This is a genomic window from Streptomyces sp. NPDC002055 (assembly GCF_040296705.1).
Classification (GTDB): Bacteria; Actinomycetota; Actinomycetes; order Streptomycetales; family Streptomycetaceae; genus Streptomyces.
The window spans coordinates 66,531-85,286 of the sequence record NZ_JBEOXS010000035.1 but is presented as its reverse complement, the minus strand read 5'-3'; the positions used below and the strand labels follow the sequence as shown (position 1 = coordinate 85,286).

Here is an 18,756-nt window from a genome sequence, read left to right as displayed (position 1 = left end):
AGGCGTGGGACAGGGCCGTCCCGGCGAAGAACCGCTCCGCGCGCGGTGCCCGGTCCGCCGCGTCGACGAAGCCGAGGAGTTCGACCTCCGTGCCGCCCCCGCCGCCGCCCCGTCGACCGCCGGCACCACCCTCCGCACCGTCGCCGCGCCGCGCGGCTCCGGCGGCTACCGCCGGCTCGCCGACGGCCCCGGCTGGTCCCGCGTCGTCCGCTCCGAGCTGGCCGCCGCGAAGTCCGGCCGCGCCGACCGCCGCACCGCGCTCGCCTCGTTCGTGCAGTTCACCGACCTCCATGTGGTCGATGTGCAGCACCCGTTGCGCGCCGAGTTCCTGCGCTCGGAGCTGATCAGCGCCTTCCGCCCGCAGGAGGCCCTGTCGGTGGCGGGCGCCGTCTCGCTCGTCGAGCGCGTCAACGGCCTGCGCGGCGGCCCGGTCACCGGCGCCCCCCTCGGCTTCGTCATGACCACCGGCGACAACACCGACAACAACGCCAAGTCCGAGCTGGACTGGTTCCTCACCGCCATGAGCGGCGGCCGCATCACCCCCAACACCGGCGACCCCCGGCACTACGAAGGGGTGCAGAACAGCGGCCGGAAGCTCTACTGGCAGCCGGACTCCGCGCTCCGCGACGCGGACAAGGAGCTCGGCTTCCCCCGCCTGGACGGCTTCCTGGACGCGGCGATCCGCAGCGTCAACAGCCCGGGCCTGCGCATGCCCTGGTACTCCACCGTCGGCAACCACGACGGCCTCCCGGGCGGCTGCTACGCGCCGGGCAAGGACTTCTTCGCCGACTTCGCCGTCGGCGGCCGCAAGCTGGAGACCGTGGCCAGGGCCGAGGCGGCCGCGCTCTGGGACGCGGTCGAGGAGGGCAAGGACCCCAAGGGCAAGCAGTACGAGGAACTGCTGCGGACCCGCACCCGGCAGATGCGCCGTGTGACGCCCGACCCGCTGCGTGCCCCGTTCACCCCGCGCGAGTACCTCAAGGCCCACCTCGACCCGCAGTACGCGGGCGCCGGGCCGGTCGGTCACGGCTACACCGCCGCCAACCTGGAGACCAATCGCCTCTACTACTCGTTCCGGATCTCCGACGGCGTCCTCGGCATCAGCCTGGACACCACGAACTCCGGCGGACACTACGAGGGTTCACTCGGGGCCGCCCAGTTCCGCTGGCTGGACCGCACCCTCGCCGCACACCGCGACGACCACGTCCTCGTCTTCAGCCACCACACCGGCAAGTCCATGCGCAATCTGCGGCCCGACCCGGCGCGCCCCACCGAGAAGCGGCACGGCGGCGACGAGGTGATCGCGCTGCTGAAGCGCCACCGCAACGTCCTGGCCTGGATCAACGGCCACAGCCACAAGAACGAGATCGTCCCGCACGGCACCTTCTGGGAGATCTCCACGGCCTCGCACGTCGACTTCCCCCAACTGGCCCGGATCATCGAGCTGGTGGACAACCACGACGGCACCCTGTCGCTCTTCACCACGCTCGTCGAGTCGGCCGCCCCGCACCGCACGGACTTCGACGACCTCTCCCAGACCGGACTGGCCTCCCTCTACCGGGAGTTGTCCTTCAACGCACCGGGTGCGCGCACCTCCCTCGCGGGCGACCCCGGCGACCGCAACACCGAACTCCTGCTGAAGCGCCGCTGAACCGGCGGCACGGCCACCCGGCAGCGCCGCTGAACCCGCAGCACGGTCACGCGGCACGACGGCTGTGCCATGGAGGCCGGGAGCACTCGGGCTCGCGGCTCACCCGGGCAGGGCCACCACACTCGCGGCTCACCGGGGCAGGACCACCACATACGCGGCCGGGTCCCGGTCCCCGGCCGCCGTCAGCGCCGTACGGATCACCGCCGCCTGCTGCGCCGTCGACTCCCGGAGCCGCGCCGGGGTGGTGTGCACCACCGTGATGCCCAGGCGCTCCAGGTACTCCCGCCGGCGGGCGCTGTCGGACACCCCCTGGTCGTCGGGGTGCGGGGCGCCCCCGTCGATCTCCAGCGCGACGTTGTGGTCCGGCCAGTAGGCGTCGACCCCGCCCAGGTGCGGGCCGCCGGGCAGCCGCAGATCGACGTTCCACAGCGGGTCGGGCAGCGCATGGGTGCGGACCATCTCGTAGAGCCGCCCCTCGGTGAGCGCCCGGCCCTCCGCGAGCAGGGTGTCCACGGCGTCCACGACGTGCGGCCGGGACAGCAGCCGGCAGCGGCTCAGCTCACGGACCACGGGCGCCGGTTCGCAGTGCCCGCCCCGCACGGCCTCGGTGAGCAGACAGCGCACCGCGGAGGCGTCGGTGAGCCGGGCCACCACATCGGCCAGCGCCCGGGGCGCCGGGGCCACCGGCACCCCGCCGATCTCCACCGGCTCGGGCAGGGCCTGCGTCCGGACGAGCTGCACCAGGCCGGCGGAGCGCAGCCGGCGGCCGCGCGGCACCAGGACGTCGACGCGGTCCAGCGTCCGCAGCGGCGCGGCCGAGGAGAAGCCGTGCAGGGCGAGGGCCGCCGGGCCCGTGATCATCGCTTCCTGTCCCGGCTCCTCGGGCCCCGGTGCCCGGGCCGCGTAGAGCAGCGCGGCATGCACCCGCTCCTCGCCGGTCGGCGCTCCCGGGTGCAGCAGGTAGACGCCCGGCAGGAGCTGCTGCCAGCTCCCGCCGGGCCGGATGCGGTCGGCCACCTCGGCGGCGGTCGCGCCGTGCTCCCGGAGCTGACGTAGCGTCATCACCTGGGGGCGCTGCTCGGAGCGGGGGCGGACCGGGCGGGCGGAGAGCGGCGTGTCGTAGTTCATGAACCGCCGATTCCCCGTAGCCCGGGGCCCGCTAACCGTTGTTACACGCCCGTCGACAAACCCGGACATCGCCGTCCAAATGCACGGGAGTTCGAGGACCGGCCGCGGGTTCCCCCGCGGGCCCGTGCGGCCGGTGCCCCGTCAGCTCGCCGAGGCGCCCGCCGCCGCTTCCGCGTCGCACTCCTGGGCGCGCAGGGCCCGCGCCAGGTCGTCCTGCGCCTCCAGCACCAGCCGGCGCAGCGCGGGCGGCGCGTCCCGGTGCTCCGTCAGCCACGCCTCGGTGAGCTCCGGCGTCTCCCGGCGGTCCTGGAGATCCGGGTAGAGGCCGCGGACGATCGCCATCCCGATCTCGATCGACCGCTCCTGCCAGATCCGCTCGATCACGCCGAAGTACCGCTGCGTGTACGGCGCCAGCAGCTCCCGCTGGTGCGGCTGGGCGAAGCCCGCGATGGTCGCCTCCACCAGGGCGTTCGACAGCTGGTCGGCGTCCACGACCTCCGCCCACGCCCGCGCCTTCACCTCGGCGGACGGCTGCGCCGCCAGGCAGCGCACCTGGTGCCGCTTGCCGGACGCGGTGTCGTCGCGGGCCAGTTCAGCGGCGATCTCCGCCTCGTCGGCGGCCCCGTGCGCGGCCCGGGGCTCCAGGAAGGCCCAGCGCAGCTCCTGGTCCACCTCCAGACCGTCGATCCGGGCATTACCGGCCAGCAGGCCCCCGAGCAGCTGCAGATCGGCCGGGGTGGTGGCGACCCTGGCGAAGAACCGGGCCCAGGCCAGCTGGTGGCCGCTGCCCGGCTCGGCCAGCCGCAGCTCGCGCAGTGCGCCGTCGGCCACGGCGAGCCCGGCGGCCTCCCGCCGCTCCGGCGCCACATGGTGCACCAGCGCCGTGCTCGCCCAGGCGTGCAGCATCTGCAGCACGCCGATCTCGCTCTCCCGCCCGGCGCAGCGCAGCACCAGATCGAGGAAGTCACCGGCCGGCATCAGCCCGTCCCGGGTCAGGTTCCACAGCGCCGACCAGCACAGGGCACGGGCCAGCGGGTCGGAGAGGTCGCCGAGGTGCTGCCGCAGGGTCTCCAGCGAGGCCGCGTCGAAGCGGATCTTGCAGTAGGTGAGGTCCTCGTCGTTGACCAGGATCAGGTCGGGACGCTCGGCCCCCGCCAGCTCGGTCACGACCGTCCGCGGCCCGTCCACGTCCACCTCGGCGCGGGCGTAGCGCACCAGCTCCTCACCGGCCGGGTCCCGCCGGTAGAGGCCGACGGCGACCCGGTGCGGCCGGAGCGTGGGGTGCGTCCCGGCGGCCTCCTGGAGGACGGCCAGCTCGGTGATCCGGTTCCGGGCGTCGTACGTCGCCTGCGGGGTCAGCGCGTTGACCCCCGCGGTCTCCAGCCAGGCCCGCGACCAGGCGGCCATGTCCCGGCCCGAGGTCTCCTCCAGCACCCGGAGCAGGTCGTCCAGCCGGGTGTTGCCGAACGCGTGCCGCCGGAAGTAGCGGCGGGCGCCCTCCAGGAACGCGTCCTGCCCGACGTAGGCCACCAGTTGCTTGAGCACCGAGGCGCCCTTGGCGTAGGTGATGCCGTCGAAGTTGAGCTTGGCGGCCTCCAGGTCCCCGATGTCGGCGGTGACCGGGTGGGTGGAGGGCAGCTGGTCGGCGCGGTAGGCCCAGGCCTTGCGGCGGTTGGCGAAGGTGATCCAGCCGTTGTCGAAACGGGTCGCCTCCACCAGCGCGAACGCGCCCATGAAGTCGGCGAACGACTCCTTCAGCCACAGGTCGTCCCACCACTCCATGGTGACCAGGTCGCCGAACCACATGTGCGCCATCTCGTGCAGGATGACGCTCGCCCGCTGCTCGTAGGAGGTCCGGGTGACCCGGCCGCGGAAGACGAACTCCTCGCGGAAGGTCACACAGCCCGGGTTCTCCATCGCGCCGATGTTGTACTCCGGCACGAACGCCTGGTCGTACTTGCCGAACGGGTAGGGGTAGTCGAAGTGTTCGTGGAAGAAGTCCAGGCCCTGCTTGGTGACGGTGAAGATGTCGTCCGGGTCGAAGTGCTTGGCCAGCGACCTGCGGCAGAGCGCGCCCAGCGGGATCTCCAGCACGGAGCCGTCCGCGGCCTCCCGGGTGTAGCGCTCGCGCACCACGTGGTACGGCCCCGCGACGACCGCCGTGATGTACGTCGAGATCGGCAGGGTGGGTGCGAACCGCCAGGTCGCCGCCCCCGGCCCGGCCGCGGCCGGCTCGCCCTCGGCGACGGCGTTGCTGATCACGGTCCAGTCGGCCGGGGCGGTCACCTCGAAGGTGAACGGGGCCTTGAGATCCGGCTGTTCGACGGTGGTGAAGACCCGGCGGGCGTCGGCCGGCTCGTACTGCGTGTAGAGATAGACCTCGCCGTCCTCCGGGTCGGCGAACCGGTGCAGGCCCTCACCGGTCCTGCTGTAGGCGCACTGCGCGTCGACCGTGAGGACGTTCTCCGCGGCCAGCCCGTCGAGCGCGATCCGGGCCCCGTCGAACACCGTTGCCGGGTCCAGCGCGCGGCCGTTGAGCACCACCGAGGTCACGGCCGGGGCGATGAGGTCGACGAAGGTCGCGGCGCCCGGCTCGGCGCAGCGGAACCGGAGCGTCGTCACCGAGCGGAAGGTGCGCGGCTGTCCGTCGGGCTCCGGGCCGACCGCGGAACGCAGGTCCAGCGCGACGTCGTACCCGTCCACGGACAGCAGCCGGGCCCGCTCTCGGGCCTCGTCACGAGTCAGGTTCTCACGCCGCACGACGGCTCCTTCGATGATCCTCGTCCCACTCCGAACGCCGCCATGGTGTCACGGCGCGCTGACGGAGGGGAGTCGGGAATGGCCGCGGCGCCCTGTGACGTTTCCCGGAGCGACCAGCCATGACGAGCGCAACCGGGACCGGGGGTCGGCCCTCGACTGACCGGGGGAGCGACTGACCGCGGCGCGAGTGACCGGGGGTGCGTCGGCCCATCGCCCGGCCCGGTCCCGTACGGTGGCACGGAGAAGGCCCCCGCGCGACGCATACGCGCGGGGGCCTTCTGTTTCCGCCTGCCGTGAAGGGTGAGAAGACGATCACGAGCAGGAGGTTCCTGGGAGGCGCGGTCAGGGGGCGATCAGCAGCCCGGTCGCGCGCTCCTTGGCGGCGCGGTAGCGCTCCGCGACGTCCTGCCAGTTGACGACCCGCCACATGGCCTCGACGAAGTCCACCTTCTGGTTGCGGTACTGCAGGTAGAAGGCGTGCTCCCAGGCGTCGAACACCAGGATCGGGATGCTGCCCTGGCCCACGTTGCCCTGGTGGTCGTAGACCTGCTCCACGATGAGGCGCCCGCTGACCGGCTCGAAGGCCAGCACGCCCCAGCCGGAGCCCTGCGTGGTGGCCGAGGCCTTGGAGAGCTGGGCCTTGAAGCGGTCGAAGGAGCCGAAGTTCTCGGCGATCGCGTCGGCGAGCTCGCCGGTGCCGTCCTTCTCCAGCGGCTCGCCGCCACCGTCACCGCTCATGTTCTGCCAGTAGATGCTGTGCAGGATGTGCCCGGACAGGTGGAAGGCCAGGTTCTTCTCGAGGCCGTTGATCGAGCCCCACTGGTCCTTGGCGCGGGCCTCCTCCAGCTGCTCGAGCGTGTCGTTCGCACCCTTGACGTACGCCGCGTGGTGCTTGTCGTGGTGCAGCTCGATGATCTCCCCGCTGATGACCGGAGCCAGGGCCGAGTAGTCGTACGGAAGCTCGGGAAGTGTGTAGATGGCCATGGACGACGCCCTTCGACAACGCTTATTGCAATCAACTTGCAAGTGCACGCTATCAGCAGGTGTCCGGCATTGGCGGAGGTGCCCGGGGCGCCTGGGCAAAAAGTCGGAGGCGGCCGGGACCTCGGACCGAGGACCCGGCCGCCTCCGTGTACGGGTCGTCTCGAGACCCGTGAGGCGCCTGGCGCGTCAGCGGCCGGCGGCCACCGCCCGCTGCCGTATGTAGCCGACGACGGAGAGCACCACCGTCAGGCCGGCGGTGAAGAAGAGCTGCGTCCGGGTGTCGTCCTCACGGAGCATCAGGAGCAGCACGGCCACCACGCCCGCCAGCGAGACCCAGGTCAGATAGGGGTACGCCCACATGCGGACGGACAGCGTCTCCGGCGCCTCGCGCTCCAGGCGGCGGCGCATCACCAGCTGCGAGACCGCGATGAAGCCCCAGACCACCAGGACCGCCGCGCCGACCATGTTCAGCAGCCACGCGAACAGGGTGTCCGGCCACCAGTAGCTCAGCAGCACCGCGACGAAGCCGAACGCGGACGAGGCGAGCACCGCCGGACGGGGCACCCCGCCGCTGACCTTGCCCAGGATCCGGGGACCCTCGCCGCGGGAGACGAGCGAGTACGCCATCCGGGAGGCGCCGTAGATGTTGGCGTTCATCGCGGAGAGCAGGGCGACGAGCACCACGACGTTCATGACCTGACCGGCGGCCGGGATGTCCAGCGAGTCGAGGACGGCGACGTACGGGCCGTCGGCCACGACCGCCTTGTCGTCCCACGGCACCAGCGTGACGATCACCAGCATGGAGCCGACGTAGAACAGGGCGATGCGCCACATCGCCGTGCGCACCGCCTGGGCCACGCCCTTGCGCGGGTCCTCCGACTCGGCGGCGGCGATCGTCACCGTCTCCAGGCCGCCGTACGCGAACACCGAGGCCAGCAGGCCGACGACCAGTCCGTCGAGCCCGTTCGGCAGGAAGCCGCCGTCGCCGGTCAGATTGCTGGTGCCGGGGGCGTCCGAGCCGGGCAGCACGCCCAGGATCGCGAGGGTGCCCAGCACCAGGAAGGCGACGATCGCGGCGATCTTCAGCGCGGCGAACCAGAACTCGAACTCGCCGAAGTTGCTCACCGCGGCCAGGTTGGTGCCGCAGAACATCGCCATGAAGAGGGCGACCCACATCCAGGACTCGGTGCCCGGGAACCAGCTCGTCATGATCCCGGCCGCGCCCAGCGCCTCGGCCGCGATGCCCACGCAGAGCAGGGTCCAGAACATCCAGCCCGCGGTGAAGCCGGCCCACGGGCCGATCGCCTTCTCGGCGTGCACCGAGAAGGAGCCCGAGGCCGGGTTGGCCGCCGACATCTCGCCCAGCATCCGCATGACCATCAGGACCAGCAGGCCCGAGGCGGCGTAGGCGAGCACGATGGACGGTCCGGCAGCCGCGATCCCGGCGCCCGAACCGATGAAGAGCCCGGCGCCGATCACCCCGCCGAGGGCGATCATCGAGAGATGGCGCTGCTTGAGGCCGTGGGAGAGCGGGGTACCGCTCTCCGGCGCCGCGGCGTGGGTGTCGCGCGCGGGCGCAGACGGCGGAGGTGTCCGATTCATGGGCAATGCGTCCATTACGTGAGAACGTCAGAGGGCTGCATCAGTGTGAGGGGGCGTACCGCTCAGAACAACACCGCGTCCACGATGGCCCGCTATCCGGACGTCTTCCTCACTCTCCGCATCTGCCGCTTCGTCAGGAGAAGCGAAGCACCAGGGCACAGCCGCGCGACGGGCGCGCAGGGTGACCCCGGTCACCCCTGCGAGGCAGCAGGATCCGGCGCCGGCCGCGAGGGCCGGTGCCGGATCGTCAGGCGCGTACCCGCAACGCCCGGATCCACGCCACCAGGAGCACCGCGCCCGTCGCCGCACCCGACCAGAGCACCTGCGGGCGGGCGGCGTCATCGGTGAGCATCAGCAGCAGCACGGCGGCCATGCCGGCCAGCGCGGTCCAGGTCAGCCAGGGGAAGCCCCACATCCGCAGGGTCAGCCGCTCGGGCGCCGTGCGCTCGATCTCCCGGCGCAGCCGCAGCTGTGAGGCGGCGATCAGGCCCCACACCACCAGCAGCACCGCGCCCACCGCGTTGAGCATGTAGAGGAAGACGGAGTCCGGCCACTTCAGATTGAGCAGGACGGACGCGAAGCCGAACGCCACCGACGCCAGCACCGCCCGGCGCGGCACCGAGCCGCGCCCCACCTTCAGCAGCGCCCGCGGTGCCTCACCGCGCTCGGCGAGCGAGAACACCATCCGCGACGAGCCGTACAGATTGGCGTTGAGCGCGGAGAGCAGGGCCACGAAGACCACGATGTTCATGATCTGGCCGGCGGCCGGCACCCCGATGTGGTCGAGCACCGCCACGTACGGGCTGCTGCCCGGCTTCATCGCCGTCCAGGGCAGCACGGTCACGATGACGAGCATCGAGCCCACATAGAAGAAGAGGATGCGCCAGACCGCGCTGCGCACCGCGCGGCCGACCGCCCGCGCCGGGTCGTCCGACTCGGCGGCCGCGATCGTGACGACCTCCAGACCGCCGAAGGCGAAGACCACGGCGAGAACTCCGGAGACCACACCGGACCAGCCGTTCGGCAGGAAGCCGCCCTGCCCGGTCAGGTTCGACAGCCCCACCGCCTCGGTCTCCGGCAGCAGCCCGAGGGCGGCCAGCACCCCGAGGACCAGGAACAGCACGATCGCGCCGACCTTCAGCGCCGCGAACCAGAACTCGGACTCGCCGAAGCTCTTCACCGCGGTGAGGTTGGCCGCGGTGAACACCGTCATGAAGAGGAGCACCCAGGCCCACTGCGGCACCGCCGGCAGCCAGCCGTTCGCGATCTGCGCCGCGCCCGTCGCCTCCACCGCGAGGACGACGACCAGCATGAACCAGTACAGCCAGCCGACCGTGAACCCCGCCCAGCGCCCGAACGCCCGCTCCGCGTGCACCGAGAAGGAGCCCGAGGCCGGCATCGCCGCCGACATCTCGCCCAGCATCCGCATCACCAGCATCGCGAGACCGCCCGCGATCAGGTACGAGAGGACGATGCCCGGCCCGGCGACGGCGATGCCCGCGCCCGAGCCGACGAACAGCCCCGCTCCGATGACCCCGCCGAGGCCGAGCATGGTCAGATGGCGCTGCTTGAGCCCTGGGGAGAGCGGCTTCTTCCCGTCGCCTCCGGTGCCGGTTTCCCGGTCTGGCGCGGTGACGGTCTTCGCGTCGTGCATGGCGCTCGTACTCTCGCAAGGGTCTGTGGAGCTTTGGTGGGACCCCACAGTCTCTCCGGGCGGTGGCAGCCACCGCAAAACGATATTGAGCGCTCCGTGCCCCGCGTGACCAGCATCACGTGACCTGCCCAAACGCAAGCACCGACGGCACCTGTGCGGCATGCGGATTGTCGGGACCCCACCAAGCCGTTGATCACGCCTTTGTCGGCTGCTCACGGTGATCGGATGCTGACGCCTGGGCTAACGTCACCCTGGTCAGTCCTGTCCCTCCTCACCCCGCGGAGCCCTGAATGAGCACTGCCGCCGTCACCAGCCGCCCCGGTGCGGTCCTCGCCGACCTGCTGCCGGCCGCCACCGCCTCCCGCGCCCGGGTCCGCGACGCGGCCCTGGTCGTCGGCGGTGCCGCCCTGACCGGCCTCGCCGCGCAGATCTCCGTCCCCGTCCCCGGCTCCCCGGTGCCCGTCACGGGACAGACGTTCGCGGCGCTCCTCGTCGGTGCCTCCCTCGGCGCCGGGCGCGGCTTCCTCTCCCTCGCGCTCTACACCCTGGCGGGTCTGGCCGGGATGCCGTGGTTCGCCGAGGGCGCGGGCTCCGCCAGCTTCGGCTACGTCCTCGGCATGCTGCTCGCCGGAACCGTCGTCGGCGCGCTCGCCCGGCGCGGCGGCGACCGCGGGGTGCTGCGCACCGCGGGCACCATGGCCCTCGGCTCAGCGATCATCTACGCGGTCGGCGTGCCGTACCTGGCGCTCGCCGCGCACCTCTCCCTCGGTGAGGCGGTCGCGGCCGGACTCGTCCCCTTCCTCATCGGCGACGCCGTCAAGGCCGCCCTGGCGATGGGCGCGCTGCCCGCCGCCTGGAAGCTCGCGGGCCGGCGCGGCTGACCGCTCCCCACGCACAACGGGCCGGGGCCCGCACCCATCGACGTGGGTGCGGGCCCCGGCCCGTTGTTGCGCTGCGTCGGCGAGCTTCGGTCAGCCCTCCGTCACGGCTGCCTTGGCGCCCCGGTGCTTCACCACACCGATGGCCACCACCAGGGCCGCCACCGCGGCCGACAGGATCACCTGCTGGCGCCCGGCGTCGTCGGTGAGCATGTAGACCAGCACGAAGCCGATCATCGCGGCGGTCGCCCAGGTGAGGTACGGGAAGAGCCACATCCGGACGATGAGCTTCTCCGGGTTGTCGCGCAGGATGATGCGCCGCATCCGCAGCTGGGTGAAGCAGATGACCAGCCACACGAAGAGCGCGACCGCACCCGAGGAGTTCAGCAGGAACTGGAAGACGGTGTCCGGCCACTTGTAGTTGAAGAACACCGCGACGAAGCCGAAGACGACCGAGCCCAGGATCGCGGCCTGCGGAACACCGCGGGCGTTGGTACGGGCGAACGCCTTGGGCGCGTCACCGCGCCGGCCCAGCGAGAAGGCCATGCGGGAGGCCGTGTAGAGGCCGGAGTTGAGGCACGAGAGCACGGCGGTCAGCACGATGAAGTTCATGATCTCGCCGGCGTGCGGGATGCCGATCGAGTTGAGCGCCGCGACGTACGAGCCGTCCTTGGCGATCGCCTTGGAGTCCCACGGCAGCAGGCTCACCACGACCAGGATCGAGCCCAGGTAGAAGACGCCGATCCGCCAGATCACGCTGTTGGTGGCCTTGGTGACGGCGCGCTGCGGGTCCTCGGACTCGCCGGCGGCGAGCGTGACGATCTCGCTGCCCATGAAGGAGAAGACGACCATCAGCACACCGGTGAGGATCGAGCCGGGTCCGTTCGGCAGGAATCCGCCGTGCGAGGTGAGGTTGGTGAAGCCGGTCGCCTCGTGCCCGGAACCGGGGAGCAGACCGAAGACCGCGAGGCCGCCGATGATGATGAACGCCGCGATCGCGACGACCTTGATACCGGCGAACCAGAACTCGAACTCACCGTAGGAGGAGACCGAGGCCAGGTTGGTGACGGTGAGCACGACCATGACGATCAGCGCCCAGCCCCACTGCGGTACGGCCGGGATCCAGCCCTCCAGGATCTTGGCGCCGGCGGTCGCCTCGACGGCCAGCACCACGACCCAGAAGAACCAGTACAGCCAGCCGATGGAGAAGCCGGCCCAGCGGCCGAGGGCCTGGTCGGCGTAGGCGGAGAAGGAGCCCGACGTCGGGTTGGCGGCGGCCATCTCGCCGAGCATCCGCATCACGAAGACGACCATCGCGCCGACGAGGGCGTACGACAGCAGGATGCCGGGGCCGGCGGCGGCGATGCCGGAGGCCGAGCCGACGAACAGGCCGGCGCCGATGACGCCACCGATCGCGATCATCGACAGATGACGGTTCTTCAGTCCGGCCTTGAGACCGTCGGGGGAGGGGGCCTGTCCGGGGCCGCCGGGTGTGGCGTCCACCTTCGTGGGCGTCGACTGCGCGCTCATGTGCGGGGTCCTTAGCTCTCGGGTTACGAGCTCGGCCAGTGAATCTCAGGAGAAGGAGAAGGAAAACCTTTGATTCCGGATCGTTGTATTTGAGCCTCCCTTGATATGTGACACGTCACACCCAGTGACGAAAGCCGGGGTACGGGCATGTCACACTCGGTCCATGCGCGTCTACCTCGGCTCCGATCACGCCGGTTACGAACTCAAGAACCACCTCGTCGAGTGGCTCCGGGCCCAGGGCCACGACCCCGTCGACTGCGGCCCGCACATCTACGACGCCCAGGACGACTACCCGCCGTTCTGCCTCCGCGCCGCGGAGCGCACCGCCGCGGACCCGGAGAGCCTGGGCATCGTGATCGGCGGCTCCGGCAACGGCGAGCAGATCGCGGCCAACAAGGTCAAGGGCGTCCGCGCCGCGCTGGCCTGGAGCGAGCAGACCGCCGAGCTCGGGCGTGAGCACAACAACGCCAACGTCATCAGCATCGGCGGCCGGATGCACACCCGGGACGAGGCGACGAAGTTCGTCGAGATCTTCCTGAACACGCCGTACTCGGGCGAGGAGCGGCACACCCGCCGGATCGAGATGCTGAGCGCCTACGAGACGACCGGCGAGCTCCCCCCGATCCCGGCCCACCACCCCCAGCCGTAACCCCGCGGGCACCGGGCCGGCGGACCGCCGGCCCGGCTTTGCTCCGCCCGGCTGCGCCCTGCCCGGCTTCGCTCCGCCCGGCTATGCCCGTGCGCCCCGGCGCGCCGGGCCGGGCATGGCGCACCGCCGCATCCGAGGAGACACCCGTGCCCGAGGGGCATACGATCCACCGCCTCGCCGCGGACTGCCTCGAGCGCTTCGCCGGATGGCCCGTCCGGGCCGCCAGCCCCCAGGGCAAGTTCTCCGACGGCGCGGCCCTCCTCGACGGCCAGGTGATGAGCGGCGCCGACGCCCACGGCAAGCACCTCTTCCTCGGCTTCGAGGCGGTCGGCTGGGTCCACATCCACCTGGGGCTCTACGGCAAGGTCGGCTTCGGCGACGGCCCGGCCCCGCCGCCGGTCGGCGCGGTCCGGCTGCGGCTCGCCGGCGGCCTCGGCGGCGACGACCACTACGCCGACCTGCGCGGCCCCACCACCTGTGAGCTGATCACCACCGCCGAGAAGCAGGCCGTGCACGACCGGCTCGGGGACGATCCGCTGCGGCCCGCCGACGACGGCGAAGCGGCCTGGCGGCGGGTGAGCCGCAGCCGGACCAGCGTCGCCGCGCTGCTCATGGACCAGAAGGTGATAGCCGGGGTGGGCAATGTGTACCGCGCCGAGGTCCTCTTCCGGCACGGCATCGACCCGTACCGCGCCGGGCGCGACCTGACGCGCGCCGAGTGGGACGCCGTCTGGGCCGACCTGGTGGCCCTGATGCGGGAGGGCGTCCGGAACAACCGGATCGACACCGTCCGCCCCGAGCACACCCCCGAGGCGATGGGCCGCCCGCCGCGCGTGGACGACCACGGCGGCGAGGTCTACGTCTACCGCAGGGCCCGGCAGCCCTGCCACATCTGTGGCGGCGAGGTCCGCACTGCCGACCTCGCCGCCCGCAATCTCTTCTGGTGCCCGGACTGCCAGCGCCGGTAGCCACCCGCGGCCCCGGGCCGGACCGCCCGCCGGCCGCGCCCGGCACGCGGCGGCCGGCCGATGAGCGGCAGGGCGACGGGCGGCACGGCGGCGGGCGGCAGGGCGGCGGAACCGCTCAGAACCCGTGCGGCAGCCAGGGCGCGCGATCGCTCCGGAATGCCGCCGACGCCTCGGCGAGCGCGTCCGGCCGCAGCTCCTGGACCCGGCCCGCGTCCGCCAGCGCCGTGAGCGTGTATCCGCCCAGATAGGCGGCGCCCAACTCCCGTACCGAGAGCCGCAGATCGGGCTCGTCGTCGGTGGGCTTGCAGGAGGCGCCCCGGGCGTCGCCGGTCAGCCGCCAACGCCCCTCGTTCCAGGGGCAGAACGCGTCCGCGACCTCGAACACCACATCCACCGGCGCCGCGTAGGTCCGCGCCGCCAGCGCGGCACCCACCTCGACCAGCCGCACATGGAGCTGGTCCCGGATGCGGATGGCACAGCGGCGGATGTCCGAGACCAGGTGGAGCAGCGGATCGTCCACCGGACGGTTGGTGTGGGTGATCCGCACGGTCAGTTCCATGTCGCAGAGGAACCGCCACAGCGCGGCATAGCTCGCCGGGTCCCGCGCCTCGATGTCCCGCAGCACCACCGTGCCCGTCGGGCCGGCAGGCTCCCAGTCCGGGCGCACCGCGTAGCGCGCGTATCCGGTGGCCGCGCCGTCGCGCTCCGCCAGCACGCACTGCAGCGGCGAGGCACCCGCCCGCGACGCTTCGGCATCCAGCAGCGGCAGCCGCTCCCACCCGGGGAGCCGGGCGAGCATCCCCGGCCGTCCGGTGACCCGTTCGGCGTAGAGCGCCTCGCACACCTCCCGTGCCTCCCGCGGCGGCACGAGCCGGAGCCGTACGTCGTCCGTGCCGGGCGGAACGGTCAGCCGGACCCGTTCGGTGTCCACCTCCACCGACATCCGCTCGCTCGCGGTGCCGTAGCCGAACCGCCCGTAGATGGCCGGGTCCGACGCCGTCAGCACCGCCAGCGACTCGCCCCGGGCCCGCACGTCGTCGAGCTGTCGCCGCATCATCGAGCGCAGCACCCCCCGCCGCCGGTGCGTCGGCGCCACCCCGACCATGGTGACCCCGGCCGCGGGCACGATCCGGCCGCCCGGCACACACATCCGGAAGCTGAACGCCCCGGCCGTCCCCACACAGGTCCCGCCGTCCCAGACCCCGATGGACCGCTCCACCTCGGTCAGCTCCTGCCAGAGTTCCCGCTCCTCGGCGGGCTCCGTCACCCCGCCGAAGGCGAGCTCCAGCGTGCTGTACCAGCTGTCCCACTCGTCACGGCGCAGCACACGCAACTCTGTTGTCATACGCCATCCCTATCAGCGCGTTCTCCCCCGAGCGACCGCATTTTCCGCACACCCGTCCATACCCCACCCGGCTGAACACCGGATACGGCGAAAAGCGGCGCGCCGTGAATCGACGCGCCGCCGAACGGGTGGATAGGGTCCCGGTGAAATGGCACGCGTCGCGGGAGCAGAGACCCTGACGGCCCGGGTGCGCAAGCAAGTGCACCGGGCCCGCATCGGCCTGCGCCGCGCCGGAGTCGACTACTTCCGCGGCGACGGCTCCGACTGGATCGCCCTCGCCGCCCTGCTGCTCACCGTCCCGGCCATCGCCACCGCGACGATCACCGTGCCCGACTGGTGCCCGCCCGCCGCCCTCGTCCTCCCCGTCGTCGTCGGCGGGCTGCTGCTGCGGCCCTCCAGCCTGCTGCTGCTCTACGCCGGGGCCGCCGCGGCGCTGATCACCGAGGCGGCGATCCTCGGCCCGTACTCCCAGGGGCCCTCCCGGGTCACCCCCGGCACCGTGCTGGTGGTGGGTGCGGTGGGCCTCGTCGGGCTGGTCATCGCCCAGTTCCGCAGCCGGGTCGGGGTGCCCTGGCGGCGCGGCGGCACCATGCTCTTCGACCTGCGCGAGCGGATCCGGGTGCAGAGCAAGCTGCCGAAGCTGCCCCAGGGCTGGCACCGGGAGATGGCCCTGCGCCCCGCCGGCGGTCAGTCCTTCTCCGGCGACTTCGTCGTCGCGGCCCGGACCAACGGCGGCCGGACGCTCGAGGTGGTACTCACCGATGTCTCCGGCAAGGGCATGGACGCGGCCTCCCGCGCCCTCCTGCTCTCCGGAGCGTTCGGCGGGCTGCTGGGCTCGCTCCCGCCCCATGCCTTCCTCCCCGCCGCCAACGCGTATCTGCTCCGCCAGGACTGGGACGAGGGGTTCGCGACCTCGATCCATCTCGTCCTCGACCTGGACAGCGGGGACTACGAGCTGCTGTCGGCGGGCCACCTCCCGGCGCTCCAGCTGAGCGCCGGGACCGGCCGCTGGGAGGAGCAGGGCGCGGAGGGCCCGCTGCTCGGGGTGTACGACGGCGCCCAGTTCGACCCGATCAAGGGCACCCTGCGCCCCGGTGATGTGCTCATGCTGTTCACCGACGGCCTGGTCGAGTCCGCCGAGCGCGAGCTGACCGAGGGCATCGACCGGCTCACCGGCGAGGCCGACCGCTATGTCGCCTCCGGCTTCCACGGCGCGGCCTGGCATCTGATCGAAGCGGTGGCCAAGGACGTCAACGACGACCGCGCGCTGCTGCTGATCTGCCGGGACTGACCGGCCTCTCGTGGTCCGTCCCCTACCCGGCTCCCTCGCCGTCCGCCGCGGGCAGCCCCGCCGGCGCGGGGCGAACGGCACATCGCCTGCGGCCCCCGTAGGCGCCGGGTGAACGGAGCAGGACAGCAAACGGCCCAGGAGAGCGACCGGAGACAGCGAACGGCCCCGGAGCCTGAAGCTCCGGGGCCGTTCGACGCACGCGTGAGGTCGCGGCGGGTTGTTCAGCCCGTGGTGGCCTTCGCCCGGCCGCGGGCCAGCTCGGCCGCATCCTTCTTGAAGGCCCACTCCATCTTGGGCTCCATCGCGAACCGGAAGACCCTTTGCACCGGTGGGGTGCAGAGCACGGTCACCACGGCTCCGGCGATGACGGTGACGACGATCGCGCCCCACGGCGTCTGCAGCCAGGCGTAGTCGTCGAACCAGCCCCAGAAGCGGGACCCCTTGGCGAGGAAGCCGTGCAGCAGGTAGCCGTACAGCGTTCCGGCGCCCAGTGCCGTGAACCACATCTTCCGCCGGGGGACCCAGGCGAAGAAGCAGGCGACCAGGATCATGGAGCAGCCGAACAGGGCGAGCGTCATGACCAGACCGCTCCACCACGGCGCGGTGAGCTCCTGGGCGCTGTCCCGGTGGTAGAACCACGCCGACGACATCCGCGGGCCCGCCCAGTAGGCGATCAGGAGCGCCACGGCGAAGATCGGCACGGACAGGATCCGCACCTCACGGCGCCGCACCATCTGGAAGTGCTCCGGCTTCATGAACAGACCCACCACGAAGAACGGCAGGAACTGCAGCACTCGCTGGAGGTCCAGGTCGTCGCCGATGTCCGGGGAGATCGAGGCGAGGGCCCCGATGGCCAGCGCGAGCGGCACCGGCCAGCGGACGAGCTTCCACAGCGGGGTGGACAGCCGCCAGACGAACAGGGCCGCCAGGAACCACGTCAGGTACCAGGGGTCCAGCAGGCTGATCGGCTGGGTCGGATCGTCGTCCGCCCACCGCTTGAAGAAGGTGTACGCGACCTCGAAGATCACATACGGCACGGCCACGCCGGTGACCAGCCGCTTGAGCCGGTCGGGACGCATGTCGAAACTGCGCGAGAAGTAGCCGGAGATGATGATGAACGCCGGCATGTGGAAGCTGTACACCACCATGTACAGCGCCTCGGCGGTGCGGCTTCCGTCGGTCAGCGGTTCCCACGCATGGCCCATCGCCACGAGGACGATGGCCAGGTACTTCGCGTTGTCGAAGAAGGAGTCACGCTGCTTCGGCTTGTTTCCGGCCGCTGGTGTGGCGGGTTTTCTCTGGTCCGGAGCGTCGCCTGCGGCAGGACGCTCGGAGTCCGTGGCCACCGCATCCCGGGCCGGGGGGAGCGGGGTCCGCTGATAGCCGTGCGGGCGCAAGGTGTTCGTCACAGGCCCTCCCACCATGAACTGGGGGAGACGATCCTGGACCTCACTGCGCGTGCGGGGGTCGTGGCAGCGCTGAACATCTGAGGCACCATAGCGTCGGAAGGTGGATTCAGTAAAACCTTCATCCTCCCCTCTACGAATCACACGGCTACCCCGTTCACGCGAAGTAAACGTAGGGCTTCGGCCGTTGTGCGTGATGCGGATCAACTGTCCGTTCTGTCACAGCTCATCCCCCTTAATTGGTGCATATGCCCCGGAAGCGGCTCCGGTGGAATGTCCAGTTCAATGACCCTTCGTTGGCGCTGCTCACGACTCACGAGTAATTCAGAAATTCCCACCGGCGTGCTCCGCACGGGTGGAAGGTGCACAGAGAAACGATCAGTCGCAATAATCCGGCGACCCGGTGGCCGAATTGTGTGGTGCAGCTCTCCCGGGGTACGGACTCCTCCGGTGCGCGGGCCCGCAACGGGTGTGAGCAGGCTGCCGACGATGCGTCACCGGGGTCCGAGTGGCATCGGGTTGGTGGCACGATGGTCATATCGGGGGTGTGCGGGGCATGCTCCCCGGGCCGGTGAGACGTTCCGACCGAGACCGAGGGTGTGATCCGTTGTGGCCATTTCGCTGTCCGTAGTGGTGCTGTTGGCCATCGTGCTGGTGGTCATGATCCGCTCGGGATCGATCAAGCCGGGGCCGGCCATCGTCGCGGCCCTGTTCGGCTTCTTCCTTGCTTCGACCGACATGGCCCCGTCGATCAACCGCTTCATGAACTCGATATCCGACATGATCAGCCAGATCAGCTTCTGAGGCGGCCCGCCCGCGGCGCTCCGGCTGCCGCAGGGCTCCTCCGCTCCGCCGTGCTCCGGCGCGGTTCGCCCCGGATCGCCGCGCCTCGCATCGCCACGCCCCGGTT

14 protein-coding genes are annotated in these 18,756 nt (G+C 71.5%); 6 read left to right on the top strand and 8 right to left on the bottom strand.

The window, feature by feature from the left end; translation table 11 throughout:
- Nucleotides 1-1,651: TIGR03767 family metallophosphoesterase (locus tag ABT112_RS22125; protein ID WP_351512107.1), on the top strand; the 1,651-nt coding region annotated here is incomplete at its 5' end.
- A gap of 129 nt (nucleotides 1,652-1,780) precedes the next feature.
- Here the strand turns inward: ABT112_RS22125 and ABT112_RS22120 are convergent.
- From ABT112_RS22120 to ABT112_RS22100, 5 genes are all read right to left on the bottom strand, one after another.
- Nucleotides 1,781-2,779 carry a hypothetical protein gene (locus ABT112_RS22120; protein ID WP_351512106.1) on the bottom strand — a complete coding sequence of 333 codons (999 nt, stop codon included), beginning with the start codon at nucleotides 2,777-2,779 and terminating at the stop codon, nucleotides 1,781-1,783.
- A gap of 141 nt (nucleotides 2,780-2,920) precedes the next feature.
- On the bottom strand, nucleotides 2,921-5,539 hold the full coding sequence (pepN, locus tag ABT112_RS22115; protein ID WP_351512104.1) for an aminopeptidase N: 2,619 nt from the start codon (nucleotides 5,537-5,539) through the stop codon (nucleotides 2,921-2,923).
- 342 nt (nucleotides 5,540-5,881) lie between these two features.
- Entirely contained in the window at nucleotides 5,882-6,523 is a 642-nt protein-coding gene (locus ABT112_RS22110) for a superoxide dismutase (protein ID WP_351512102.1), read from the bottom strand.
- 186 nt (nucleotides 6,524-6,709) lie between these two features.
- The gene (locus ABT112_RS22105; RefSeq protein WP_351512101.1) at nucleotides 6,710-8,125 is read right to left on the bottom strand and encodes an amino acid permease; all 1,416 of its coding nucleotides are present in this window, start codon (nucleotides 8,123-8,125) and stop codon (nucleotides 6,710-6,712) included.
- A 247-nt stretch (nucleotides 8,126-8,372) separates the two neighbouring features.
- Nucleotides 8,373-9,779 carry an amino acid permease gene (locus ABT112_RS22100; RefSeq protein ID WP_351512099.1) on the bottom strand — a complete coding sequence of 469 codons (1,407 nt, stop codon included), beginning with the start codon at nucleotides 9,777-9,779 and terminating at the stop codon, nucleotides 8,373-8,375.
- Nucleotides 9,780-10,069: 290 nt separating this feature from the next.
- Here ABT112_RS22100 and ABT112_RS22095 point away from each other — a divergent pair, with 290 nt between their 5' ends.
- Entirely contained in the window at nucleotides 10,070-10,660 is a 591-nt protein-coding gene (locus tag ABT112_RS22095) for a biotin transporter BioY (RefSeq protein ID WP_351512097.1), read from the top strand.
- A gap of 90 nt (nucleotides 10,661-10,750) precedes the next feature.
- Here ABT112_RS22095 and ABT112_RS22090 read toward each other — a convergent pair whose 3' ends face one another.
- Entirely contained in the window at nucleotides 10,751-12,187 is a 1,437-nt protein-coding gene (locus ABT112_RS22090) for an amino acid permease (protein WP_351512095.1), read from the bottom strand.
- 163 nt (nucleotides 12,188-12,350) lie between these two features.
- Between ABT112_RS22090 and ABT112_RS22085 the strand changes: the two genes are divergently transcribed.
- Together ABT112_RS22085 and ABT112_RS22080 are read left to right on the top strand one after the other, a co-directional pair.
- Complete coding sequence (locus ABT112_RS22085; protein ID WP_351512093.1) at nucleotides 12,351-12,836, top strand: ribose-5-phosphate isomerase; 486 nt, start codon at nucleotides 12,351-12,353, stop codon at nucleotides 12,834-12,836.
- A 146-nt stretch (nucleotides 12,837-12,982) separates the two neighbouring features.
- Nucleotides 12,983-13,804 (top strand): Fpg/Nei family DNA glycosylase, encoded by an 822-nt coding sequence (locus ABT112_RS22080; protein ID WP_351512091.1) that lies wholly within the window; start codon nucleotides 12,983-12,985, stop codon nucleotides 13,802-13,804.
- 115 nt (nucleotides 13,805-13,919) lie between these two features.
- Here the strand turns inward: ABT112_RS22080 and ABT112_RS22075 are convergent, their stop codons facing one another.
- Nucleotides 13,920-15,149 carry a GNAT family N-acetyltransferase gene (locus ABT112_RS22075; protein WP_351512089.1) on the bottom strand — a complete coding sequence of 410 codons (1,230 nt, stop codon included), beginning with the start codon at nucleotides 15,147-15,149 and terminating at the stop codon, nucleotides 13,920-13,922.
- 148 nt (nucleotides 15,150-15,297) lie between these two features.
- Here ABT112_RS22075 and ABT112_RS22070 point away from each other — a divergent pair, with 148 nt between their 5' ends.
- A complete protein-coding gene (locus ABT112_RS22070; RefSeq protein ID WP_351512087.1) occupies nucleotides 15,298-16,440 on the top strand; it encodes a SpoIIE family protein phosphatase in 1,143 nt (380 codons plus the stop codon).
- A 221-nt stretch (nucleotides 16,441-16,661) separates the two neighbouring features.
- On the opposite strand, the gene ABT112_RS22065 is transcribed toward ABT112_RS22070, so the two are convergent.
- On the bottom strand, nucleotides 16,662-17,849 hold the full coding sequence (locus ABT112_RS22065; RefSeq protein WP_351512085.1) for an acyltransferase family protein: 1,188 nt from the start codon (nucleotides 17,847-17,849) through the stop codon (nucleotides 16,662-16,664).
- Between the two features lie 606 nt (nucleotides 17,850-18,455).
- Between ABT112_RS22065 and ABT112_RS22060 the strand changes: the two genes are divergently transcribed.
- Nucleotides 18,456-18,650, top strand: a complete 195-nt coding sequence (locus ABT112_RS22060; protein ID WP_351512083.1) for a hypothetical protein — start codon at nucleotides 18,456-18,458, stop codon at nucleotides 18,648-18,650.
- Nucleotides 18,651-18,756: the final 106 nt, after the last annotated feature.